The sequence below is a fragment of the Pedobacter deserti genome, from assembly GCF_024436415.1.
Lineage (GTDB): Bacteria > Bacteroidota > Bacteroidia > Sphingobacteriales > Sphingobacteriaceae > Pedobacter > Pedobacter faecalis.
Map to the genome: position 1 here is coordinate 1,000,956 of NZ_JAFMZQ010000001.1, position 23,822 is coordinate 1,024,777.

Here is a 23,822-nt window from a genome sequence, read left to right on the forward strand (position 1 = left end):
CCGCGCGAAAATAAATAATTATTTTTTTTGCAATTGAAATAAACATGTTATATTTGTTATAACAATAGGGATGATTATAAGGGGAGGAGATTAATTTCAACTCCCTTTATTATTTCAGATCACTCAGGTCAATCGCAACTCCACGTAATTTTCGTAAACTTTTCTGTGATGTACACTGTTCTTTTTGCAGTCTACCTATCAGAATATGAAAACATTAAATCAATTTGCCCTGATTACGGGCGCTACAAGCGGCATCGGTTATGAATTGGCAAAGTTGTTTGCTGCCGATGGTTACAACCTCGTCATCGTATCACGCGATCAGCAGGAGCTCGACCGCAAAGCCGAAGAGTTCCGTGCGCAGGATGTGCAGGTGCACGCCATTGCGGCAGATTTGTTTAACCGCGACGAATCCTTTGCCGTACACGAAAAGGTTAAATCCATGGGGATACACATCGATGTACTGGTAAACGATGCCGGTCAGGGTGTGTATGGGCTGTTTCAGGACAACGAGTTAGCGCGGGAGCTTGATATTATAGAGCTCAACGTTTCCTCCCTGGTTATACTCACCAAACTGTTTCTCAAAGACATGCTGCAAAAGGATGCCGGTAAGATCCTGAACGTCGCTTCTATAGCCAGTAAGGTTCCGGGACCATGGCAGGCCGTTTACCATGGTACCAAGGCTTTCGTGCTCTCTTTCTCGGAAGGCATCAGGGAGGAGCTGAAAGAGACAGGCATCACGGTTACCGCACTACTTCCAGGCGTTACAGATACCGACTTCTTCAATAAGGCCGATATGCAAAGCAGCACAATTGTTCAGGATAAAGACGCCATGTCTGATCCGGCAGATGTAGCGAAGGACGGCTATGAAGCACTAATGAGTGGGAAAGACAAGGTAACATCGGGCCTGAAGAATAAAATACAGGTGGCCATGAGCAATGTACTGCCCGATAGTGCGGCTGCACACAATATGCATCAGCAGCAAAAGCCGGTAGACCCGGAGAAAAGCTGACAAAGTGCTGTAAAGTACGCACCAAGGCGGAAAACTACGTTAATCACGCGGGCTGGTAAACAAAAACTTTTGTGCTGCGTTAATACAACTCACAACTGATTTCTATGAAAGCGCAACAACTTAAAAGTAACACGACCGATGCTTTTGATAAGGCCGGAGTTCCCCTGCTTACCGTACATAAAGGTGCGGGGCAAGTAAACGTCCCGGTTAAAAAGTTAATCAAACGTAAACGTCCGGATTATCTTCTCAGACTTTTGTAAGGTTTATGAGCAGCAAGACTAAAAGAGCGTACCCCGGACAACCCTATCCGCTTGGTGCCACCTGGGATGGGAAAGGCGTAAACTTTGCGCTGTTTGCCGGCAATGCCAAGGGCGTAGAACTTTGTCTTTTTGATGCGCCCGGCGATGAGGCTGCACAATGCATCCCGCTTACTGAACAAAGCAGGCAGGTATGGCATGTGTACGTTCCCGGCCTGGGGCCCGGACAGTGTTACGGCTACCGTGTCGACGGCCCCTATGAGCCCGAAAACGGTCACCGTTACAACCGCAACAAACTGCTGATAGATCCTTACGCCAAGGCCATTTCGGGTCGCATAGACTGGCACGATTCGCTGTTCGGTTACGAGCCGGGCAAAGATGACCTGAGCTTCAATGCGTCCGATAGCGCCAGGTTTATCCCGAAATCGGTGGTGGTCGACCAAAACTACGACTGGGAAGGCGTTGCCGGGCCAAGGATTCCGTATCATCAGACCATCATTTACGAGGCACACGTTAAAGGGCTTACCCAGTTACACCCCGACATTCCGGAGGAGATCCGGGGTTCTTACTCAGCCATAGGGCACCCGGTCATGATCAAATACCTGAAGTCGATAGGCATCACCGCCATCGAACTGATGCCGGTACACCAGTTTATCAACGACAGGCACCTCATAGAACAGGGCCTGAGCAATTACTGGGGCTACAATACCATAGGCTTCTTTGCGCCCGACACAAGGTATTCTTCATCGGGTACGCTGGGCGGACAGGTAAAGGAGTTTAAAGATATGGTGAAGGCGCTGCATAAGGCAGGCATAGAGGTTATTCTAGACGTGGTGTACAACCATACCGCCGAGGGCAACCATATGGGGCCTACACTTTCTTTCAAGGGTATCGACAATTCGGAGTATTACCGGCTGGCCGACGATAAGCGCTACTATATGGATTATACAGGCACGGGAAACACCCTGAATGCGCATTTTCCGAGCGTGCTCCGTTTAATGATGGACAGTCTGCGTTACTGGGTATCTGAAATGCATGTAGACGGCTTCCGGTTCGACCTCGCTTCTACGCTTGCGCGGGGCTTAAATGAAGTCAACATGCTCGGATCATTCTTCAGTGTTATTCACCAGGATCCCGTCATCTCGCAGGTGAAGTTGATCGCAGAGCCCTGGGATATAGGTGAGGGCGGTTACCAGGTAGGCAATTTCCCGCAGGGATGGGCCGAATGGAACGGCAAGTACCGCGATTGCATACGCGACTACTGGCGCGGCGAGGAGAGTATGCTTGGCGAGTTTGCCTCGCGCTTTACCGGTAGTCCCGATTTGTATCAGGACGACGATCGCAGTCCGACGGCAAGTGTGAATTTTATCACCGCGCACGATGGCTTTACGCTGCACGACCTGGTTAGCTACAACGAAAAACACAACGAAGCCAATGGCGAAGACAATAGGGACGGTGAAGACCATAACCGCTCCTGCAATTATGGGGTAGAGGGAGAGACCGACGATGAGCGGATCAACGATCTTCGAATTCAGCAGAAGCGAAATTTCCTGGCCACCTTGTTCCTCTCGCAGGGCGTGCCCATGCTGGTGGCGGGCGACGAGTTTGGTCGCACGCAAGGCGGCAACAACAACGCCTACTGCCAGGATAACGAGATTTCCTGGCTCGACTGGAAGGGGGCAGATCAGGACCTTCTGCAATACACCCGAACCTTGATCCAGATGCGCAAATCGCACCCTGTTTTTTGTCGCCGTAAATGGTTCCAGGGGCAAGCCATCAAAGGCTCCGGTGTGGAAGACATCGCCTGGTTCCTTCCCGAGGGCGATGAAATGCAGGAGCATAACTGGAAAGAAGACTTCGCTAAGTCGCTCGCCGTGTTTCTGAACGGCAAGGGCATCAGGAGCGTGGATACAGAAGGAAAGCGGATTACCGACGACAGTTTTTACGTCATATTTAACGCACACCACGAAGGCCTGCAGTACAAACTGCCTGTATCGCACTATGGCGCCGAATGGCAAATTGTACTGGATACCAGTGAGCCCGGCAAGAGCGACCGGGATTACAAGGCCTCCGATATGGTAGAGGTCGGGGGCAGGACCGTCATGGTATTGAAAGCAAAAGGTAAATGAAACAGATAGATGTATTACGAAGAGGCCTGGGTGTTCATTTTAATGCTGAAGGACTGGCCGAGGTATGCCTGTGGGCACCTAAATTAAAAGAGATTTCGCTCGTAACCGGCGATAAAACACTGCCGCTCACGCCGCAGTCGTACGGCTACTGGCATCTGAGCACCAACGCACTCAGGCCGGGAGATACCTATTGGTTCCTGGCCGACGGGCAGCATCGTCTGGCCGATCCGGCCTCGGTTTGTCAGCCCGAAGGCGTGCACGGTCCATCGCTGGCTGTGAACCTCGAGGACAGGCAGGAGGGGGGCGACTGGAAGAACCCTCCGCTGTCGGAGTATATCATCTATGAACTGCATACGGGTACTTTCAGCCCGCGCGGCGATTTTGAAGGTATCGCCGAACGCCTGGATCATTTGAAGGAACTGGGCATTACGGCTATCGAGCTTATGCCGGTCGCCGCTTTTCCGGGCAACAGGAACTGGGGTTATGACGGGGTGTTTCCTTTTGCGGCGCATTCCGCCTATGGCGGTGCCGAAGGACTCCGGGAGCTGGTCGCCCGCTGCCATGAAAAAGGCATAGCTGTGGTACTCGACGTGGTGTACAACCATCTGGGACCGGAAGGCAATTACCTCGATCAGTTTGGCCCCTTCTTTACCGACAAATACCATACGCCCTGGGGCAACGCGATCAACTTCGACGATTCGGGCTGCGACGGTGTGCGGCATTATTTCATTGAGAACGTGCTCATGTGGTTCCGCAACTTCCACATCGACGCCCTCCGGCTGGATGCCGTCCACGCCATTAAAGATTTTGGCGCTGTGCACATCCTGCAGGAGATACGCAGGTATACCGACGAGCTGATGGCGCAGACCGGCCGAAAGCATTATCTTATTGTAGAGTCCGACCTGAACGACCCGCGTTACATTAGTCCGCTCAGTGAAAACGGCCTGGGCATGGACGCGCAGTGGGTCGACGAGTTTCACCATACCCTGCGGGTTGCCGCCGGCGAACCTAAGCAGGGCTACTACTGTGATTTCAACGGTGCGGAGCACCTGGCCAAATCTTACCGCGATGCCTACGTATACACCGGCATGTTTTCTGAGGAACGCTGCAAAACCTTTGGAAGGGAAGCAACGGGCCGTGATGGCAGCCAGTTTATCGTATTCTCCCAAAACCACGATCAGGTGGGCAACCGCATGTTGGGGGAGCGTTCGTCGGAGCTTTACAGCTTCGAGATGCAAAAGCTGCTCGCTGCCGCGGTGATGTGTTCACCTTTCCTGCCCATGCTTTTTATGGGCGAGGAGTGGGGCGAAAAGAATCCTTTCCTGTATTTCGTAAGCCACACCGATCCGGACCTTGTGGAGCTCGTCCGTAAAGGCCGTAAGGAAGAGTTTGCCGCCATGCACAACGGAGGCGAGGCGCCCGATCCGCAGGCGGAGGAGACCTTTGAGCGTTCGCGCCTCAATTGGGACGCCCTCAGGGAGCAAGGGCAGGCCGAAATGTTCCGCTTTTATAAGGAGCTGATCGCCCTGCGCAAAAGTCACCCTCTGCTGCGCAGTACCGACCGCCTGGCCGTTGATGCCGAAGTGCTCCCGGGCGGTTCCTGCCTGCGCCTTACCCGCAAAGCACAGGGGAGCAACGATGTGCTGATCTGCCTGATGAACTTCTCTGCTGAGGTTCAGCATGTAAAGCTGCCAGACACCGGGGCTCAACTGCATAAACTTATCGACTCAGCCGATCCGCAATGGCTTGGCCCTGCGGCAGCACCGGAACAAGCCGAGGGTGCTGCTGCGGTCGACCTCCAACCACAATCTTTTATCGCTTATTCTACCATCCATGTATAATCCCGTCTCCACCTACCGCATACAGTTCAATCAGGAGTTCAGCCTCAGTCATTTCGAGGACATCATCCCTTATCTCGACCGGCTGGGTGTAAAAACCATATATGCCTCGCCCATCTTTAAGGCCGTTCCGGGCAGCATGCATGGTTATGATGGCATCAATCCGGAAGAGATCAATCCGGAGATCGGCACGCTTGAAGAGCTGGTCCGCATCTCGGGTAAACTGAAAGCCCGGGGAATGGGTTGGATTCAGGACATCGTGCCCAACCACATGGGCTTTCATCAGGATAATACCTGGCTTATGGATGTACTCAGAAACGGGGAGTCATCAACTTACCGGCATTATTTTGATATTATCTCGGGCGACTTGTCGAAAGAGCCGCTTATGGTGCCTTTCCTGGGCGGTACTCTCGAGGAGGTCATCGAAAGAAATGAACTCTCCGTAGAAGAACGCGGGGGTGAGTGGTTCTTTAAGTATTTCGACAGCTATTGGCCGTTGCGCCCGGATACGGATACCTCCGCACCATTGGAAGATATTGCTGCGCAGCAGCACTACCGGCTCTGCAGCTATAAGGAAAGCAACGAGCAGATGAACTACCGGCGCTTTTTTACGGTCAACAGCCTCATATGCCTTAATATACAGCGTGAAGAAGTGTTCGAAGCCTATCACAGGCTTACAAAGGAGCTGGTCGACCAGGGCATTTTCCAGGGTGTGCGTATCGACCATGTTGATGGTCTCTACGACCCTGAACAATACCTGCTGCGTTTAAGAGCGCTGCTCGGACCTGATACCTATATTGTGGTCGAGAAGATCCTTGAGCCCGGTGAACTCCTGCCTGTCTCCTGGCCTATCCAGGGCACTACGGGCTACGACTACCTGGGTACATTAAATCAGCTCTTTACCAACCGCAAAGCAGAAAAGAAATTCAATCGTTTTTATCGGGGACTGGAGCGGCACGACAGTTCCATACAATCGCAGATCCATACCAAGAAACGCGAGTTTCTGCAGGCCTATATGCAGGGTGAGTTGAATAACCTTACGCGGTTGGTCTCGGCCCATCTGGAGCAGGGGAAGCAAGATCCGGCATTGCCGGCGTACAGGGAAATCCTATCAGAAATCCTCGTCAGGTGCCCGGTGTACAGGTATTACAGCAATCAGTATCCCCTTACGGAGGAGGAGACTGAGGTGTTTGGCGACCTGTTCAAAGAACTCGATCATGGAGATAATCACGAGCAAATCAAAACGCTTAAAGAGATCCTGTTCCGTAAAGACATTGCGCTGTATCAGCGCCTCATGCAGTTTACCGGTCCGCTGATGGCCAAGGGTGTGGAAGACACGCTGATGTATACGTACAACCGCTTTATCGGCAACAATGAGGTGGGCGATTCGCCTGAACAGTTCGGCATCACGACGGAAGAGTTTCATGACACCATTGCCCAGCGTTACTCCGACTGGCCCCTGGCCATGAATGCCACGGCCACGCACGATACGAAGCGGGGCGAGGATGCCCGGGCGCGGCTCAATGTGCTCACTGATCTGGGTTCGGAATGGCTCGATGAGGTGCGCAACTGGCGCGAGCTGAATGCGGAGCTGAAGCAGAACGGCGCACCGGATGCCAACGACGAGTATTTCATTTACCAGACCCTGGTAGCCACCTGTCCCGTAACCGGGCCTGAGGCGGAAGACTACCAGCAGCGTCTGCTCGAATATATAGAAAAGGCACTTAGGGAATCCAAACGGAATTCGGAATGGGATGAGCCCGACACGGTGTATGAAGAAGGTACGCGCGACTTTATCCTGGCCCTACTCGATACCAAAGGTGTGTTCTGGCCGGTCTTTGCCGCATTTCTCCATAAAGTAGCTGAGTTCGGACAGGCCGATTCACTGGCGGCGCTGATCATTAAGATGTGCAGTCCCGGGATCCCCGACACCTACCAGGGTACAGAATTCTGGGACCTCAGTATGGTAGACCCGGACAACCGCAGGGCGGTCGACTATACCCTGCGCTCCGCTTACCTGCAGGAGTTTGAGACGGGTGATGCGGCCTTGCCTTCGCTTTTGAGCGAGGCGCATACCGGTAAGGTTAAGCTCCTGTTGCTGCATAAACTCCTGCAGCTCCGGCTCAAATACCCGGCGCTGTTTAGCGAGGGCGATTACCTGCCGGTGGAAGTGAAGGGTAAGCATGCTTCTTCGGTGGTGTCCTTTGCAAGGCGTTACGACCAGGAGTGGGTCATCTGCACCGTTCCGGTTAGCCTGGTGTCTATCACAGGTTCAGGGGCTGTGGAGTTGTTTGGGGTCGACTGGGCCGACACTCGCCTGGTATTGCCAAAAGCTTTTCCCGGCGAGTATCAGCAGTTGCTGCAGTCGGCCGAGGGCAAGGCCTCACGTGAGCTGCCGCTGAGTGAGATCTTTGCCGATATGCCTTTTTCCCTGATTTATGCCAAAATCCCGCCCTCTGAGCGTGGCGCGGGAATCCTGATGCACATCTCTTCGCTGCCTTCAGCATTTGGAATAGGCGATTTTGGCCCGGCTGCTGCCGACTTCCTGCAGTTTCTGGCCAGAGCGGGACAAAAATACTGGCAGGTGCTGCCCATGAACCCGCTTACCGAAGACCAGGCCTATTCGCCTTATAGCGCCACCTCTGTGATGGCCGGGAATACGCTGCTCATTAGTCCCGAACTGCTGCACCAGGAAGGGCTGCTCGACGATGAGGATATCCGTAAGAACTGGTCGCGCGCTAAAAAGAAAATCAGTTACCAGCCGGTAGAACAGCTTAAAAAGAAGTTGCTTGCTAAGGCCTATCGTAAATACAAAGAGAAACTGGACGGTGCAGAAGACCAGGCCTTCGAGGAATTTTGTCAGCAGGAATCACCCTGGCTGTCCGACTACGCCCTGTACGAGGGCATTAAGTCGGCCCACCAGGGCAGGGCATGGTTCGACTGGCCTGCGCTTTTGCGCAACCGCGACGAAAAAGCGCTCGCCGCTTTCGAAGGTGAACACCAGGATATGCTCCGCGAGATCAAGTGGCAGCAGTATGTGTTCTTTAAGCAGTGGCACGAGCTGCGTCAGACCGCCCGGGTACTTGGCATACAGCTTATTGGCGACCTGCCTTTTTATACCGCTTATGATTCTGCCGATGTATGGGCGAACAGGGCATACTTTTCGGTGAGTCCGCAAGGCAAGCTAAAGGGTGTGGCCGGGGTGCCGCCCGACTACTTCAACGCCGACGGACAGCTCTGGGGTATGCCGGTGTATAACTGGAAGGCGATGGCTAAAGACAAATACCGCTGGTGGGTCGACCGTATCGCCAAGAACCTGGAATTGTATGACATCATCCGGCTTGATCACTTCCGGGCTTTTGCGGCCTACTGGGAAGTGCCGGCACAAGCTTCGACAGCTAAAGAGGGTAGCTGGGTGCAGGGGCCGGGGCAAGCACTGTTCGACGCCTTCGTAAAACGCTTCGGGCAATTGCCTTTTATCGCGGAAGACCTGGGTGAGATCACGGAAGACGTTTACCAGCTGCGCGATCAGTATGCGCTTCCTGGTATGAAGGTATTGCAGTTCGGTTTTGGCGAAGACATGCCGGAGTCGATACATACCCCGCACAACTATCCCGACAGCAACTGTATTGTATATACTGGAACGCACGACAACAACACCATGCAGGGCTGGTACGAGCAGGAGGCCGATGGAGCTACCGGCAAGCGGCTGGAGCAGTATGCAGGGCATAAGGTAACGGGCTATAATGTGGTGGAAACGATGATGCGGCTGGCTTATGCCTCAGTAGCTAAAATAGCTATTGTGCCCGTGCAGGACGTTCTGGCCAAACGGGCAAAAGCGAGGATGAACACTCCTGCCACCATTAAGGGCAATTGGGCCTGGCGCTTAAAGCATAAAGAACTTGATGCGAAACTTGAAAACCGTTTGTTCCGCCTGGCGAGATTGTACAGGCGGTAACCGCGCTAGGAAGCCATGGTCTTTGTGGTCCGACCCACAGCAAGTTTCTTCACTTCGGCCATAATCGCCGCTGTGTCGTACTTGCATATGGCCCACAGTTCAGGCTGCTCGCCATGTTCAATGAAGTCATCAGGTATGCCCAGGCGTATGACATGATTGGTGTATTGGTGGTCGGCCATAAACTCCAGTACCGCACTTCCCATTCCACCCTGCAGGCAGCCATCTTCTACCGTAATAATATGCTTGTAACGGGCGCACACACTGTGCAGCAGTTCCTCATCGATAGGCTTGGCAAAACGCATGTCGTAGTGTGCCGGGTGTATGCCCTCACTGTTCAGTTCGCGGCAGGCTTCCACAGCAAAATTACCCACATGGCCAATGGTGAGGATGGCTACATCTTCGCCATCGCTGATCTTCCGGCCTTTTCCGACTTCAATGGCTTTGAGAGGCCGCTTCCAGTCGGTAAGCACACCGCTGCCCCTCGGATATCGGATCACAAAGGTACCCATATTTTCCTGCTGGGCGGTATACATCAGGTTGCGCAGTTCCTCCTCATTCATCGGCGAAGACACCACGATCTTAGGAATGCAGCGCATAAAAGCAATGTCGTATGCACCATGGTGCGTGGCGCCATCGGCGCCGGCAAGTCCGGCACGGTCAAGGCAAAACACCACGTTGAGGTTTTGTAGGGCCACATCATGGATCACCTGATCGTAGGCGCGTTGCATAAAGCTTGAGTAAATATTACAGAAGGGTACGAGGCCCTGTGTGGCCAGTCCGGCCGAAAAGGTTACCGCATGCTGCTCGGCAATACCCACGTCGAAGGCCCGCTTGGGCATCGCCTTCATCATGATGTTCATGGAAGAGCCGGAAGGCATAGCCGGGGTAATACCCACAATTTTGCTGTTCGCTTCTGCCAGTTCCACAAGCGTATGTCCAAACACGTCCTGGTATTTGGGCGGCTGCGGTTTCTCCGACACCGGCTTCTTGATTTCCCCGGTGATCTTGTCGAACAAACCAGGGGCGTGCCACTTGGTCTGGTCTTTCTCTGCCAGGGCAAAGCCCTTACCCTTTACGGTTACACAATGCAGCAGTTTAGGTCCGGGTATATCTTTAAGGTCTTTGATGATCTGCGTAAGTCGCACCACATCGTGGCCATCTACCGGGCCGAAATATCTGAAATTCAGGGCTTCAAACAGGTTGCTCTGCTTTAGCAAAGTGCCTTTGATGCTCTTTTCAATCTTTTTAACAAACTTATGGGCATTCGGGCCGAGCTCTGATAATTTGATCAGGACGTTCGAGATATCGTCCCTGAAACGGTTGTACGACTTGGATGTCGTAATATTGGTCAGGTATTCCTTCAGTGCGCCCACATTGGGATCTATCGACATACAGTTGTCGTTCAGGATCACCAGCAGGTTAGAGTTTTCAATGCCCGCATGGTTCAGGCCCTCAAAGGCAAGGCCTGCAGTCATGGCCCCGTCGCCTATTACCGCTACATGCTGACGGTCGGTCTCGCCCTTCAACTGGGAAGCCACGGCCATACCGAGTGCGGCAGAAATGGAGGTAGAAGAGTGGCCCACACCAAAAGTATCATATTCACTCTCGCTGATCTTCGGAAATCCGCTGATGCCGTTCAGGATTCTATTCGTATGGAAAACAGATTTGCGACCGGTGAGTATCTTATGGCCATAGGCCTGATGCCCAACGTCCCAAACCAGTTTATCGTAGGGGGTGTTCAGCGCATAGTGCAGGGCAACAGTCAGTTCTACCACGCCCAGGCTGGCGCCAAAATGACCGCCGTTTACACTTACTACGTCGATTATATACTGGCGGAGTTCCCTGCAGATTTGCTCCAGGTCTTGTTCCTTGTACTGCTTAAGATCAGCAGGGTAGTTGATGGCAGGCAGTAATAAAGGACCGTTGTTGTCTTCCATGCAGTAATTATAGAATAGAAACTACAAAGTAAGGTATTTTGTTGTCAAACTAAGAAGGAAAATCTTAATTTTACAAAATAATACTTCTATAAATGACAAGAGATAACGTAATTTTTGATCTGATTGACAGGGAATTGGACCGCCAGGAAAACGGCCTTGAACTGATCGCGTCAGAGAACTTTGTAAGCAGGCAGGTAATGGAAGCTGCGGGCTCCTGCCTGACCAATAAATACGCCGAAGGCCTTCCGGGCAAGCGGTACTATGGCGGATGCCAGGTGGTAGATGAAGTGGAGAGCATTGCTATTGAGCGTGCAAAGAAACTATTTAACGCCGAGTGGGTAAACGTACAGCCGCACTCAGGCGCACAGGCCAACGCAGCGGTGATGCTTGCTGTGGTTCAGCCTGGTGATAAGATCCTAGGTTTCGACCTTTCGCACGGCGGACACCTTACCCATGGTTCTCCGGTCAACTTTTCGGGAAAGCTCTATCAGCCCTTGTTTTATGGAGTAAAAAAAGAAACCGGCCTTATTGATTACGAAAAGCTTAAAGAAGTGGCTTTGGCAGAACGTCCGAAACTGATCATATGCGGTGCTTCTGCGTATTCGCGTGACTGGGATTATGCCTTTATCCGCAGTGTGGCCGACGAGATCGGTGCGCTGGTACTGGCAGATATTTCCCACCCGGCCGGGATGATCGCCCGCGGACTGCTTAGCAATCCGCTGCCGCATTGCCATATTGTTACCACCACCACGCACAAAACCCTGAGAGGTCCACGTGGCGGTATGATCATGATGGGCAAAGACTTTGAAAATCCATTCGGATTGAAGACACCTAAAGGGGAGACCCGAATGATGTCTTCTGTACTTGATATGGCGGTATTCCCCGGAACACAGGGCGGTCCGCTTGAGCACATCATTGCGGCCAAAGCTATCGCTTTCGGTGAGGCATTGAGCGACGAGTATCTTGCTTATATCAAGCAGGTGAAGGCAAATGCACAGGCCATGGCCAAAGCTTTTGTCGCAAAAGGCTACGGTATTATCTCTGGGGGTACCGATAACCACCTGATGCTGATTGACCTTCGCAATAAGAACATCACCGGAAAGCTTGCAGAGCACGCTCTGGAGATGGCCGATATTACGGTAAACAAAAACATGGTTCCTTTTGACGACCGCTCACCGTTTGTAACTTCCGGTATCCGGGTTGGAACGGCGGCGATCAGCAGCAGGGGCCTAAAGGAATCTGAGATGGAAACCATCGTGGATCTGATCGATCAGGTGATCAGTAATCCGGAAGATGAGTCAAATCTGTCTGCAGTACGGGCCCGTGTACGCGAGCTTTCTGCCAGTTTCCCACTTTATAAGTAGCCTATGCCCGAAAGTACCGGTCCTTCAGCCAGTGAAATTGAGCGACTGAAAGCCCTGCGTAATCTCAACATCATCGATACGCCCGGGGAACAGGAGTTTGATAACATCAGTAAAGTCGCCGCCCTGATCTGTCAGGCTCCGATGGCTGTTATTTCGCTGGTTGACGAGGAACGTGTTTTTTATAAATCTATTCAGGGCACAACCGAAATAGAGGTCCCCCGGGAGGTCTCCTTCAGCGGGCATACCATTAAAAGCAAAGACATCCTGGAGGTCCGGGATGCCACAAAAGATCCGCGTTTTAAGGATCACCCGGGCGTATCGGGTGATCCTCATGTGCGGTTTTATGCCGGAGCGCCTTTAACAGACGACAACGGCCATATGCTGGGCGTACTGGGTGTATTTGATACCAGGCCCAGGGAACTTACGCCCGAACAGCGGGAGGGACTTAAAACCCTCGCCAATGAAATCATCACCCACATTACGCTGAGGCAGAGAAGTACCGAACTGATGCGCCTTTCGTTCGTGGCCAGCAAAATCAATAACGGCGTTGTCATCAGCGATGCCAACAGTAAGGTAGCGTGGGTAAACGCGGCTTTCACGAATATTACCGGTTATACCATTGAAGATCTGAGAGGCAAGCGCCTGGGCGATCTGCTCTCTGGCCCTGATACCGACTACGCTGCCATGGAGCGGGCAAGGGCGATGACCCGGGAAAACAAGTCGTTCACAGTAGATCTCCTGGCCTACAGGAAAGACAATGTGCCGATATGGCTCTCCATACATAACACCCTGGTGCTCGACCCGCAGGGCAAACTGGAGAGCGAGGTAGAGATCCTCATTGATATTACCGAAAAGAAGCGTGTAGAAAAGGATATTATTGAATCGAGAGAGCAGGCTGTAAAACTTAGCGAGGCCAAGGAGATGTTTCTATCGGTGATGAGCCATGAAATACGCACACCCCTCAATGCGGTGATCGGCATGACTAATCTTCTCATAGACAACGACCCGAAACCCTCGCAGATCGAAGACCTTAATGTGCTCAAGTTTTCGGCCGAGAATCTTCTTAACATCATCAACGATATCCTCGACCTGACTAAGATTGAGACGGGCAATATGCAGCTCGAATCGATACCATTCAGTATCCGCACGCTGATCGGCGATATTTCCAATTCGCTCCGGGTAAGTGCCATGGAAAAGGGCAACAAGCTGGAAGTAAACATAGACGACCAGATTCCCCAGCGTATTCTTGGCGATAAGACCCGGCTGTACCAGATCCTGATGAACCTGCTGGGCAACGCGGTTAAGTTTACCAGTCACGGTACCATACACATCAGCGCCCGGCTGGTTGCTGAACGGGCGGATTCCGTAGATGTTTTGTTTGAAGTGCGCGATAATGGTATTGGTATCCCGGCCGACAAGCTGGAGTATATTTTTGAGTCATTTACCCAAGCAGGCTCAGATGTGTCCAGAAAGTACGGAGGAACCGGACTGGGTCTGGCTATTACGCGCCGACTGCTTCAACTGCATGGCTCAGATATAGAGGTGCAGAGCAGGGAACACGAGGGCACGGCCTTTTCCTTTAGCATCAGCTATAAAAAGGTTGACCATGACGACCAGAATGCCCCCGCTGCCGAGCAGGCAGGCTCCTATGCCGGATGCAAGATACTGGTGGTGGACGACAATGACGTCAACATACTTATTGCCAACCGTATCCTGAACAAATGGGGGCCTGAGGTCGACTCTGCATCTAACGGTAAAGAGGCTATTGAAAAGATCATTGCTAAAGCATATGATCTGATCTTTATGGATATCAATATGCCCGGACTGGACGGTTTCGATACAACCTCTATTATCCGTGAAATGGAGGGCGAACAATTCAAAACAGTTCCCATCATTGCGCTTACCGCCTCTACCCTGGAACATGAGTATGGCCGTTTCAAAGCCTCAGGCATGAACGGACATCTGCTGAAGCCATTCCGCCCCGCGGATATGAAAGCTATTTTAGATAGCTATCTAAGAAAATAAGCCCAAAGAGCAAAGCCATTCGGTAACTCGATCTATTTAGAAAATACTTGCTTAGCGTTATTTAAGGGGCAATCTTTTTAAAATAAAGGGCCGACAATCAACTGGCGTTGAAGCGTCGACCCTTAAATTAACGCTCTCACCACAAAGATGCGACTTTTACCGGTATTAGCAAAATAAATCTTACTTATTTGTTTAGTTGCCTGGCCTTCAAAAGGAAAAAAGCTATAAAAGTAAAGAGCCGGTACTTCACGAAGAAAATACCGACTCTTACCATCTAAATTAACGCTCTCGGGTATAATAACCCGGCAGCGTACAAAAGGTTTTGATTTTTTTATTTTTTTTAAAAAACTAGTCGGCACTTGCCAGAGCGGCTATGCTTACACGCTTTGGACGGTACGGCTGCAGGGCCAGACAGCAGGCTTCCAACGTAGCGCCTGTGGTTATGACGTCATCGACCAGCAGGATGTGCTTGCCTGCTACCGCCCCCGGCTTTTTCAATTGAAAAGCATTACACAGATTTTCCGTCCGGTCGTAGCGGTTTCTGGTGGTCTGACTGGAACCGGCACGTGTCCTAAGCAGCACTGTTGTGCTTACAGGGATGCACAGATGTTCGGCTATCCCGACTGCCAGAAAATAACTCTGGTTAAAACCTCTCATGCGCTGTTTGGTTTTGTGCAGCGGTACCGGGATAATAAGGTCGATGTTTCGGAACCCACCACGGCCTTCATGCTGTTGCGCCGCCTCTTCCAGCCTCCTGCCTATCATTCTGCCCAGCATAATACCTGCAGATCTCCTGCCCTTATATTTCAGGCGATGTACCAGACCTTGGGTCAAGTTCCCTTTTTTAAAAGCGAGGAGCGACATGGCATGTGCGACCTCCGCTCTTCCCCATAATTTACGCGCCACGCGGTTGTCGCGATGCAGGTGATGATCGGTAAAAGGCAGCTGAAACAAACACATCGTGCAGAGCTCAGACTCGCCACGGTTCAGGTGACGATTGCAGGCACAGCAGCGTACAGGGAAGAGCAGCGCCGTCAGATCGGCCACTGCATTAAAGAGAAATTTCACGGGCTAAGCTAATGAATTTCCGCTATTCCGCGGTAGGCGGGAGCCGTATTTACTGACCTTCTTTCACGGCGAGCTGACCGCATGCCGCATCAATATCCTTACCGCGACTTCTTCTGATGTTGGTGGTGATGCCCTGACTTTTCAGATAATTGGAGAAAGCATCTATTTTGTCCCCCTCCGCATTTATAAAATCGGCAAACTGGATGGGGTTGTATTCAATCAGGTTAACCTTGCAGGGGATATGCTTGCAGAACCTGGCCAGTTCTTTTGCGTCCTCCAGCTCATCATTGAAATGATTGAACACAATATATTCGTAGGTGACTGGGTTCTTGGTCTTTGCGAAATAATATTTCAGCGCTTCTTCCAGCGACTTCAACGAATTTGCCTCATTGATCGGCATGATCTCGTTTCGCTTTTTGTCGTTCGCTGCGTGGAGCGACAAAGCAAGGTTAAACTTTACACCGTCGTCGCCCAGTTTCTTAATCATCTTGGCAATACCGGCTGTAGACACCGTGATGCGCTTGTACGACATATTGAGGCCGTCAGGAGCCGTGATGCGCTCAATCGATTTCAACACGTTGGCATAGTTCAGCAGGGGTTCGCCCATGCCCATATAAACGATATTGGTCAGCGGCGCATTGTAGTTCTGCTTCGCCTGCTGATCAATGAGCACTACCTGGTCATAGATTTCGTCGGCATTCAGGTTGCGTTTGCGGTCCATATAGCCTGTGGCGCAAAATTTACAGGTCAGGCTGCAGCCCACCTGTGAACTCACGCAGGCCGTCATGCGTTCATCCATAGGAATCAGGACGCCTTCCACCAGGTTGCCGTCGTGCAGCCGGAACGTACTCTTAATGGTATGGTCACTGCTGATTTTGGCGTTGTTCACTTCCACCGTGTTGATCGAGTAATGCTCATCAAGTTTTCGTCGCAGGTCTTTAGAGAGGTTGCTCATCTCCTCGAAGCTGCGGGCAGACTTTTCCCAAAGCCATTGGTAAACCTGTTTGGCCCGGAAGGCTGGCTCTTTCATTTCAGCAAGATGTTGCTGTAACTGAGTAAGATCGAGTGCGCGGATATCTGTTTTTTTCGTAGGAAGCATTGCGGGTGCAAAGATACCAAAAAAAATTAACGTCTTTTTGCTGCACGTTTAGGCGGCCCGCCCGTCCGGTTCCAGTCGCCCGCCGCAGCCGCCGGTTTCTTGCCCGAGCGTCGGTCGGCATTCCTGCCTGTAGCCGCAGCCGCCTTAGAAGTTTTTTCCGGCCGGCCTTTAGCCTTTTCCTTTGCCGGCTTCTCGCGCTGCGGTTTGGATGAACTCTTTGCCGGTTGCGGTTTGGAAGCCTGCTCCAGTGAACTCGATTTCTCCAGCAACTTATACAGCTCCTGCTGTTCTTCCGGGCTCAGTTCACGCCATTCACCCAGGGGAATGCCTTTCAGACTGACGTTCATGATCCGCACACGCTCCAGCTTGGTTACTTCATATCCAAAATGCTCGCACATGCGCCTGATCTGCCGGTTGAGCCCCTGTATGAGCGTAATGCGAAATACGTTGGCCGACTCCTTTATCACCTTGCACTTTTTGGTCATAACGCCAAGCACAGGCACGCCTTTAGCCATATTGGCCACAAAGGCATCCGTTACCGGCTTGTTCACCGTCACGACATATTCCTTCTCATGATTGTTTCCTGCGCGCAGGATCTTATTCACCAGGTCGCCATTGTTTGTCAGAAAGATCAGTCCCTGCGAATCCTTGTCGAGACGCCCGATAGGGAAGACCCGCTCGCTGTAATTCACATGATCTACAATATTGCCTTTAACCCCGGCTTCGGTAGTACTTGTAATACCCACGGGTTTGTTATACGCGATCAGCACCGTGTTTTCTGCCTGCGCCGGTTCAATGGTCTGGCCGTTTACCGTAACCACATCACCAAAGAAGACCTTGTCGCCCACCTTAGCGCGTTTCCCGTTAATGAATACATTTCCCTGCTCAATGTACCTGTCGGCCGCCCTCCTCGAACAAAGGCCGCTCTCGCTGATGTACTTATTTAAACGAATAGTTGCGTCTTGCATGTGCTGGGTGTAAGGGTTTTAAAAATGCGGTCCAGAAATATTTTACAAAGGAATCATTTTATAACCATATATACTACCAAAATATCAATTCTGGCTTCGCTTGGGCCTGGCTGCGCATTTGCTGGGCATTTACCGGGCTAAGCATGCTTTGAGCCCAGTCATGCCCAGGAGATACCCAACCATCAGGCGGAGGAATTTTGCAGAAGTCAAAATTTCCTCCTTTGTTAAAACGGGGAGAAATGAGTAAATTCGTTTAAGGAATATGTAATATTCAATGACGGATTTGGGCACATATGGCGATCAGGACCTGCTTCAAATGCTCCGCGAGGGCAACCGCGATGCGTTTACCGAGATTTATAACCGCTATATGGAGCTGCTTTACCTGCATGCACGGAAACGACTTAAGGATGAAGACGAGGCCGAAGACCTCATTCACGATCTTTTTATAACCATTTGGGAAAAACGCTCGGAACTTAATTTTGGCGGCGCGCTATCCGCCTACCTGTACCGGGCGGTGAAGAATAAAGTGATCAATGCCCTGGCACACCGGCACATCAAAACCAATTACCTCGATTCCCTGCAGCAATATATAGACGCCGGCGACTTCAACACGGACGAAGCCATGCGTGCCAAAGAGCTTGCGGAACAAATCGAGAAAGAGGTGAGCCGTATGCCCAGGAAAATGCAGGAAATTTTTCTTCTCAGCCGCAACGCAAATCTAAGCCATAAGGAAATCGCCGAGCAGTTAGGCATTTCCGACAAAACGGTAAAGAAGCAGGTCGGAAATGCTATTAAGATCCTGAAAGACAACATCAATTTTACGGTGTTGTGGTAATCGCTATAAGCTGAGCTTGCGAAATGTTGACGGACTCATGCCCGCCTTTTTGCTGAAGAATCTGCTGAAATACTTCTCATCCTGATAGCCCAGCTGCCGGGCAATCTCGCCGACGGTTTTGGTGGTGTATACGAGGAGGCGTTTGGCCTCGACCAATATTGCTTGCTGGATGATGTCAGAAGAAGAGAGTCCGGTATTTCGCTGGACGGAGTCGTTGAGGTGTCCGGTGGATATGTTTAAAAGTTCGGCGTAAGCTGATGCATTCTTAAGCTTCGTGTAATTTCTGCTCACAAGTTCCTGAAATTGCTGAGCGATTTCACTAGCTCTAGACGCGTGAGCTGCGACCTGCAGACCCGGTTGCCGCCCGCCCAGCAGCGATGCTGTCCGGTAAATAAAGGCGCTGATCAATGCATGGCTCGTCTGCCTGGAAAAGCGGTCGCCCTGAAGGGAAGAGACATTTTGCGCAATATTCTCCAGAAGACCGGAAAACCAGGACTGGTTGGCATGGTTCAGCGACAGGATCAGGGGCGCATCTGACGGGTGCTGTTCGAATACCTGGCGTGCTGCATCGTCGACCAGCCCCGACTCAAAGCAGAGCATCCAGCCCCTGATCCCATCGGCTGCCTCAACATGATGTACCTGGCCCGGCCGGCAAATCATCAGGGAGGGTTCGTTTATTTCAAGCGCGACCGAATCGAGCACAAAACGGACAAATCCGGTAAGGGCAAGGAAGCAGCAGTAATAGTCGTGGCGGTGCGGCAGATACGGATTGGAAGTCGCTTTTTCATGGTCAAAGTCGAAACTCATAATGCTGAATCCGGAAAAGCCGTTTTGCATGGGCACCAGCGCGATTTTACGACCAGAAGCCATGGGTATATATCTTTACGTTCGGGGCGGTTCGTTCTTTGAGCATAGCACGAAGCTTTTTAATCATCGGGATATTACCCGCAAGATAAATAAAAGAATAAACAGAAAGGTCTTGCTCCAGCAGCCAGTTGCGATGTGCCGCAAACCTTTCGGCACCACGGACGAAGGTCAGGTCTGAATACCTATTCTCAAACGAGTCGTCATGCGTATGATATAGCGTTGTCGAAATCTCAGGCAGGAACAAAGTCGTGTCAAGCGGATTCTGCTCATGCAGAAGATTCTTTAAGGCAATAAAATGGCCTATTGCACTACCATCACCCAGTCCCAGTACGCGGCCCGGAGCCGATGGCAGGTTTGCGCCATGCGCCTCGTCGAGTAGTACCTCGTCGCCCACCTGCAGTTCACGAACCCAGCGGCTTCCGGCACCACGGTGACCCGCCTCCACTATCAAGGTACAGGTTTGCCGTACACCATCCCAGCGGGCGGGGGTATAATCGCGGTATTCCAGCATGCCCACCTTGCACTTCAAACGTTTCACCGCATTCCAGGTCATCATCTTCGCTGCCGGGAAGGAAAGGTCTATTTCAAATACCGGTGCAGCATCCCACTCCCTGATGTCGAGCACCCGGGCCGGTTTTAATAGTCTTTCCAGCAGGCCGTCTACCGCCTTCTTCATCATGTTTGCCATAAAGTGTTTTTTTAAGGCAAAAATACAAGTCCGGAATGGCCAGGGCTGTTCAAAAGCAAGGGTAAAGGTGGATAAATCGAGGGCTGTTCGCCGGGATTTTTACCAGCCCTTGCGCAGCAGTTCAATGGCCCGGTCGAGCAATTCGTCCTTGCCTTGCTGTATGCCTTTAATGGTCGGTTTCATCGGGTAGTCGATTTTAACGCCAACCCTTTGGGTAGGGGTGCCGTCAGGATAGAAAATGCCAATTCCAGAGATCATGGTAGACAAGCCGCCGGGTAAAACGATGCGGGAGACATTGCCATCGGCACCGGCAGTTGTGCTGCCGAGCACTCTTACGTTTGCTGCGCTTTGGAATGCCATAGTCGTATATTCCGCATTACTCTGGCTGCTGGCATCAACTATGACGATGACATTTCCGCTGAATTGTCCACCACCTCCATTCTTTAAAGGCTGGTCCGCGAAGCTAAACTCACCCGGGCGCTGAAGATCTGCTCTGGTGAAATTCACAAAAGGGGAATGCTTTTTTTTGATGTAATTGCCAAAAGTGAACGGCATGAAGTCGGAGGGATAACACCGCATATCAACGACAATCGACTGCGCGTTAGCAAACAGCTTCTTTATGGCGGGAAGGTCGGTATTCTTATATTTTGCCGGATACACATAGCCTATATTACCATCAATAAGTTCATACCCACCGGGTCTGGTATAATCAATGTTTGTGAACCTGAAACCCTGTGTAAGCATATTTAGCATCACCTCTCTGTTGCCTTTGTCGCCTCTAACGGTAAGTTTCATGCTGGGTTCATGGCCGCGAAGTAAAAAGTTAAAGGGCAGATCCCTTAATTGTGTGTCGTAGTTGGATGCTGCTACCATGGGGAGATATGCTTTGACAAGCTCGGGTACAGGCCTGCCATTGATGGCCACGATCTCTTCCCCAATCGTCATTTTGCTTTTTAGTCCGAGAGTATCGGTATAGAAGCCTGTAACGATCAGTTTATTTTCAATGAATTTTGCCTGAACCGGGGTAAGATAGTCGCCTTTTAAAAGGTTCACCGCACGACGGCTGCCCCAGAGATTGGCATGGGTATCGCTTATTTTTGCGATAAGTTTGGTTGTTGCCACCACGTAAGCCCGTTCGTCATTTGCCTGCACAAAGGCCGGTATAAAATCTTTGAGCACCTGGTTCCAGTCCTGATCAATCTGGTCTTTGTAAGGGAAGAAATAGTTGATCATGGCCCAGTATCTGTACAAACTAAGCAGCCTGTAACCAGCATCAGGGTAGGGCATATCAGCATAGTCATTTTCGTTCCTGAAATCGGGGTTGCCAACGCTGGCATAGGCTATATAATATCCCGCACCGAGGTGCCTGTTGTCTCTGATGTAATTCAGTTTTTCGGTTAGGGATGCATTGGCAATTTTACCGTTGAAAAGTTCGCCGTAATCGGGGTTAAGTGCGATCCGTTTTTTGGATTTTATGCCGCAGTCGGGGCATGATGCGGGTCTGGGCAGGCCTTCCAGGTAAGCTTCCAGCGACTTGCTCAACTCCTCATTGTTTTTTGCAGCAATCGCCCCAGGCAGCATGCGGAACAACTCAAAGTCCCAGTTGTAAGCGCCCTTCGCAACCGATGGGTGATGGTATTTCAGAAAGCCCCAAAATTGTCCGAGAAAAGCGAGGTTGGAAACCTGCTGCGGGCTTGGGCTGGCGAGTTTGATGTTTGAACCTTTAGCAAATGTCGTATCGGTTCGGGTAGATTGCCTGGCATCGCAGCTAAAAATAGTTACTACGAGCAAGAAGGCGGTGAGAAGTCCTTTCATAGAAGCATCAAAATTTTTCATACCGTAGTGCAATACAACCGCTGGGGAGTGTTTTAGTGCTTAGCAGTTTCAACTCCATAGTTTCGGGCAGGTGCATTTCGCTGAAGAGGCGACGCCCCTGACCGCAGAGGAAGGGGTGGACTACCACATGAAATTCATCGATAAGACCCAGTTCGATCAGTTCAGCGGGTAACGCAACGCCTCCGGTGGAGATAGCTTTTCCCGCTTGCTGCTTAAGTTTCAGAACCTCTTCTTTCAGGTTGTCGCGAATGATCGTCGTACGCTCATCTGCATTGTCGAGCGTTCTGGAAACCACTACGCGTTCAAGCCGGTCAAATGCTTTGGCAAAGGCGTTAGAGGATTCGTCCAGGGACTGCGACCGGGCAATATCCGGCCAGAACGGAACCATCAGTTCATACGTTTTCCGCCCATACAGCAGCGTGCCGGAATCTTCCAGCAATTCGCGGAAGTATTGGTGAACATCATCTCCAACGTGCGGGATACTGGTGTGTTCGCAGCAGCCGTCCATTGTGAGGTTAATTCCATAAATAAGCTTTCTCATTTGATCTTGGTTAGTGTGTGCTATCCAAGTCAATATAACTCAAAATCTGCATAACTAAACAAAAATTCACGATTTGAATTTCGCAACGAAGCATTACCATAGCCAGCAAAACCTTGCAATTTGAAAGTTTAACTTTCAAATTGCAAGGTTTTAGCGTATATTTGATATATAATTGAAAGCTTAACTTTCAAATTGCAGAAAAAATGATTAGGCGTAATTTAACTGAAAAGCTGATTGCTGGGCTACAGAATGTACCAGTCGTGGCACTATTAGGGCCAAGGCAGGCTGGTAAAACTACACTGGCATTGCAGATAGCCGAGCAGCTTTCCAAAACTTCTGAATACCTCGACTTAGAGTTGGATTCAGATATGAATAAACTGGACGATCCGGAAGCTTACCTGAGGAAGTTCTCGGGTCAGCTTTTAATCATCGATGAAGTACAGCGTAAACCCGATCTGTTCCGTGTATTAAGAGGTTTGGTAGACATGAGAAAGCGCAACGGAGAAAAAGCGGGACACTTTCTGTTGCTCGGCTCAGCTTCCCGCGATTTGCTGCAGCAATCTTCCGAAACGCTTGCAGGCAGAATCAGGTATATTGAGTTAACGCCCTTTAATGCACTTGAAATCATAAACCATGACCCGCTCGGATTTAATCCCGATAAACTGTGGTTCAGAGGGGGCTTTCCTGATAGTTACCTGGCTTCTAGCGATGAGCAGAGCTGGGAATGGCGTAACGACTTTATTTCCACTTATGTGGAACGTGATATCCCGCTCATGGGACCGCAAATTCAGCCAAACAGGATGAAGAAGTTCTGGTCTATGCTAGCACATTATCACGGCCAGCAGGCAGTATATTCAGAACTGGGCAAAAGCTTAGAAGTGAGCCATACAACCATCAAGTCATATCTGGATATCCTGGTAGATTTTTACATGGTCAGGCAGATTCAGCCCTGGTCTGGAAACACAAAGAAAAGGCTTGTCAAGTCACCGAAGATATATATCCGTGACAGTGGTTTACTGCACAAGCTACTCAATATACCGGGTTTCGACGATCTCATGGGAAATCCTGTTCTCGGCGCAAGCTGGGAAGGCTTTGTCATAGAAAACATCATCGTGCAATTGCCGGGTACATGGCAATACAGCTATTATAGAACAACAACCCAGACCGAAGTCGACCTTGTACTGGAAGGGCCGAACAATCAGGTATGGGCATTGGAAGTGAAGCGATCCTCTGCTCCGCGGCCGGGCCGGGGCTTTTACGCCGCATGTGAGGATATCGGGGCGACGCAGAAATTCGTCATTTACGGCGGCAAAGAGCGATATCCCCTACAAGAAAACACGGAAGCAATTGGACTGGCGGAGTTTTTACAGTTGGTAAAATGATCAATAAGTCCGTATATTTGG

General features: G+C 51.0%; 17 protein-coding genes. 9 read left to right on the top strand and 8 right to left on the bottom strand.

Going from position 1 to position 23,822, the window contains the following annotated elements:
• The first annotated feature begins 205 nt into the window (after positions 1–205).
• From J3P40_RS04665 to treY, 5 genes are all read left to right on the top strand, one after another.
• Positions 206–1,009 carry an SDR family NAD(P)-dependent oxidoreductase gene (locus J3P40_RS04665; protein WP_256003385.1) on the top strand — a complete coding sequence of 268 codons (804 nt, stop codon included), beginning with the start codon at positions 206–208 and terminating at the stop codon, positions 1,007–1,009.
• 104 nt (positions 1,010–1,113) lie between these two features.
• A complete protein-coding gene (locus tag J3P40_RS04670; protein ID WP_256003386.1) occupies positions 1,114–1,269 on the top strand; it encodes a hypothetical protein in 156 nt (51 codons plus the stop codon).
• A gap of 5 nt (positions 1,270–1,274) precedes the next feature.
• Positions 1,275–3,395 (top strand): glycogen debranching protein GlgX, encoded by a 2,121-nt coding sequence (gene glgX / locus J3P40_RS04675; RefSeq protein WP_256003387.1) that lies wholly within the window; start codon positions 1,275–1,277, stop codon positions 3,393–3,395.
• Positions 3,392–5,236 carry a malto-oligosyltrehalose trehalohydrolase gene (treZ, locus tag J3P40_RS04680; RefSeq protein WP_256003388.1) on the top strand — a complete coding sequence of 615 codons (1,845 nt, stop codon included), beginning with the start codon at positions 3,392–3,394 and terminating at the stop codon, positions 5,234–5,236. The genes glgX and treZ overlap by 4 nt, the downstream gene beginning before the upstream one ends.
• Positions 5,142–9,191: a malto-oligosyltrehalose synthase gene (gene treY, locus J3P40_RS04685; protein ID WP_256003389.1), complete on the top strand. Its 4,050-nt coding sequence runs from the start codon at positions 5,142–5,144 to the stop codon at positions 9,189–9,191. The genes treZ and treY overlap by 95 nt, the downstream gene beginning before the upstream one ends.
• 5 nt (positions 9,192–9,196) lie before the next feature.
• Here the strand turns inward: treY and dxs are convergent, their stop codons facing one another.
• The gene (dxs, locus tag J3P40_RS04690; protein ID WP_256003392.1) at positions 9,197–11,128 is read right to left on the bottom strand and encodes a 1-deoxy-D-xylulose-5-phosphate synthase; all 1,932 of its coding nucleotides are present in this window, start codon (positions 11,126–11,128) and stop codon (positions 9,197–9,199) included.
• Between the two features lie 92 nt (positions 11,129–11,220).
• Here dxs and glyA point away from each other — a divergent pair, with 92 nt between their 5' ends.
• Positions 11,221–12,492 (top strand): serine hydroxymethyltransferase, encoded by a 1,272-nt coding sequence (glyA, locus tag J3P40_RS04695; RefSeq protein ID WP_256003393.1) that lies wholly within the window; start codon positions 11,221–11,223, stop codon positions 12,490–12,492.
• Positions 12,493–12,495: 3 nt separating this feature from the next.
• Positions 12,496–14,517 carry an ATP-binding protein gene (locus tag J3P40_RS04700; RefSeq protein ID WP_256003394.1) on the top strand — a complete coding sequence of 674 codons (2,022 nt, stop codon included), beginning with the start codon at positions 12,496–12,498 and terminating at the stop codon, positions 14,515–14,517.
• Positions 14,518–14,865: 348 nt separating this feature from the next.
• Here J3P40_RS04700 and J3P40_RS04705 read toward each other — a convergent pair whose 3' ends face one another.
• The 3 genes from J3P40_RS04705 to rluF are packed head-to-tail and all read right to left on the bottom strand — an operon-like array spanning position 14,866 to position 17,652.
• A complete protein-coding gene (locus J3P40_RS04705; protein WP_256003395.1) occupies positions 14,866–15,585 on the bottom strand; it encodes a ComF family protein in 720 nt (239 codons plus the stop codon).
• A gap of 49 nt (positions 15,586–15,634) precedes the next feature.
• On the bottom strand, positions 15,635–16,684 hold the full coding sequence (gene rlmN, locus J3P40_RS04710) for a dual-specificity RNA methyltransferase RlmN (protein WP_256003396.1): 1,050 nt from the start codon (positions 16,682–16,684) through the stop codon (positions 15,635–15,637).
• A 26-nt stretch (positions 16,685–16,710) separates the two neighbouring features.
• On the bottom strand, positions 16,711–17,652 hold the full coding sequence (gene rluF, locus J3P40_RS04715; RefSeq protein ID WP_256003397.1) for a 23S rRNA pseudouridine(2604) synthase RluF: 942 nt from the start codon (positions 17,650–17,652) through the stop codon (positions 16,711–16,713).
• A 274-nt stretch (positions 17,653–17,926) separates the two neighbouring features.
• Here rluF and J3P40_RS04720 point away from each other — a divergent pair, with 274 nt between their 5' ends.
• Positions 17,927–18,487 (top strand): RNA polymerase sigma factor, encoded by a 561-nt coding sequence (locus tag J3P40_RS04720; RefSeq protein ID WP_256003399.1) that lies wholly within the window; start codon positions 17,927–17,929, stop codon positions 18,485–18,487.
• Positions 18,488–18,490: 3 nt separating this feature from the next.
• Here J3P40_RS04720 and J3P40_RS04725 read toward each other — a convergent pair whose 3' ends face one another.
• The 4 genes from J3P40_RS04725 to J3P40_RS04740 form a co-directional block, all read right to left on the bottom strand.
• Entirely contained in the window at positions 18,491–19,357 is an 867-nt protein-coding gene (locus J3P40_RS04725) for a helix-turn-helix domain-containing protein (RefSeq protein WP_256003401.1), read from the bottom strand.
• The gene (locus tag J3P40_RS04730) at positions 19,341–20,042 is read right to left on the bottom strand and encodes a ferredoxin reductase domain-containing protein (RefSeq protein WP_256003403.1); all 702 of its coding nucleotides are present in this window, start codon (positions 20,040–20,042) and stop codon (positions 19,341–19,343) included. Before J3P40_RS04730 ends, J3P40_RS04725 begins: the two co-directional genes overlap by 17 nt.
• A gap of 99 nt (positions 20,043–20,141) precedes the next feature.
• A complete protein-coding gene (locus J3P40_RS04735) occupies positions 20,142–21,878 on the bottom strand; it encodes a S41 family peptidase (RefSeq protein WP_256003405.1) in 1,737 nt (578 codons plus the stop codon).
• Entirely contained in the window at positions 21,865–22,419 is a 555-nt protein-coding gene (locus J3P40_RS04740; protein WP_256003407.1) for a dihydrofolate reductase family protein, read from the bottom strand. Before J3P40_RS04740 ends, J3P40_RS04735 begins: the two co-directional genes overlap by 14 nt.
• Positions 22,420–22,622: 203 nt before the next feature.
• Between J3P40_RS04740 and J3P40_RS04745 the strand changes: the two genes are divergently transcribed.
• The gene (locus J3P40_RS04745; RefSeq protein ID WP_256003409.1) at positions 22,623–23,801 is read left to right on the top strand and encodes an ATP-binding protein; all 1,179 of its coding nucleotides are present in this window, start codon (positions 22,623–22,625) and stop codon (positions 23,799–23,801) included.
• Positions 23,802–23,822: the final 21 nt, after the last annotated feature.

What these genes read in the sequence shown, in the direction of transcription:
- J3P40_RS04665 (WP_256003385.1), top strand. Translation starts at nt 206, where the DNA reads ATGAAAACATTAAATCAATTTGCCCTGATTACGGGCGCTACAAGCGGC.
- J3P40_RS04670 (WP_256003386.1), top strand. Translation starts at nt 1,114, where the DNA reads ATGAAAGCGCAACAACTTAAAAGTAACACGACCGATGCTTTTGATAAG.
- glgX (WP_256003387.1), top strand. Translation starts at nt 1,275, where the DNA reads ATGAGCAGCAAGACTAAAAGAGCGTACCCCGGACAACCCTATCCGCTT.
- treZ (WP_256003388.1), top strand. Translation starts at nt 3,392, where the DNA reads ATGAAACAGATAGATGTATTACGAAGAGGCCTGGGTGTTCATTTTAAT.
- dxs (WP_256003392.1), bottom strand. Translation starts at nt 11,128, where the DNA reads ATGGAAGACAACAACGGTCCTTTATTACTGCCTGCCATCAACTACCCT.
- glyA (WP_256003393.1), top strand. Translation starts at nt 11,221, where the DNA reads ATGACAAGAGATAACGTAATTTTTGATCTGATTGACAGGGAATTGGAC.
- J3P40_RS04700 (WP_256003394.1), top strand. Translation starts at nt 12,496, where the DNA reads ATGCCCGAAAGTACCGGTCCTTCAGCCAGTGAAATTGAGCGACTGAAA.
- rlmN (WP_256003396.1), bottom strand. Translation starts at nt 16,684, where the DNA reads ATGCTTCCTACGAAAAAAACAGATATCCGCGCACTCGATCTTACTCAG.
- rluF (WP_256003397.1), bottom strand. Translation starts at nt 17,652, where the DNA reads ATGCAAGACGCAACTATTCGTTTAAATAAGTACATCAGCGAGAGCGGC.
- J3P40_RS04720 (WP_256003399.1), top strand. Translation starts at nt 17,927, where the DNA reads ATGACGGATTTGGGCACATATGGCGATCAGGACCTGCTTCAAATGCTC.
- J3P40_RS04725 (WP_256003401.1), bottom strand. Translation starts at nt 19,357, where the DNA reads ATGGCTTCTGGTCGTAAAATCGCGCTGGTGCCCATGCAAAACGGCTTT.
- J3P40_RS04730 (WP_256003403.1), bottom strand. Translation starts at nt 20,042, where the DNA reads ATGGCAAACATGATGAAGAAGGCGGTAGACGGCCTGCTGGAAAGACTA.
- J3P40_RS04735 (WP_256003405.1), bottom strand. Translation starts at nt 21,878, where the DNA reads ATGAAAAATTTTGATGCTTCTATGAAAGGACTTCTCACCGCCTTCTTG.
- J3P40_RS04740 (WP_256003407.1), bottom strand. Translation starts at nt 22,419, where the DNA reads ATGAGAAAGCTTATTTATGGAATTAACCTCACAATGGACGGCTGCTGC.
- J3P40_RS04745 (WP_256003409.1), top strand. Translation starts at nt 22,623, where the DNA reads ATGATTAGGCGTAATTTAACTGAAAAGCTGATTGCTGGGCTACAGAAT.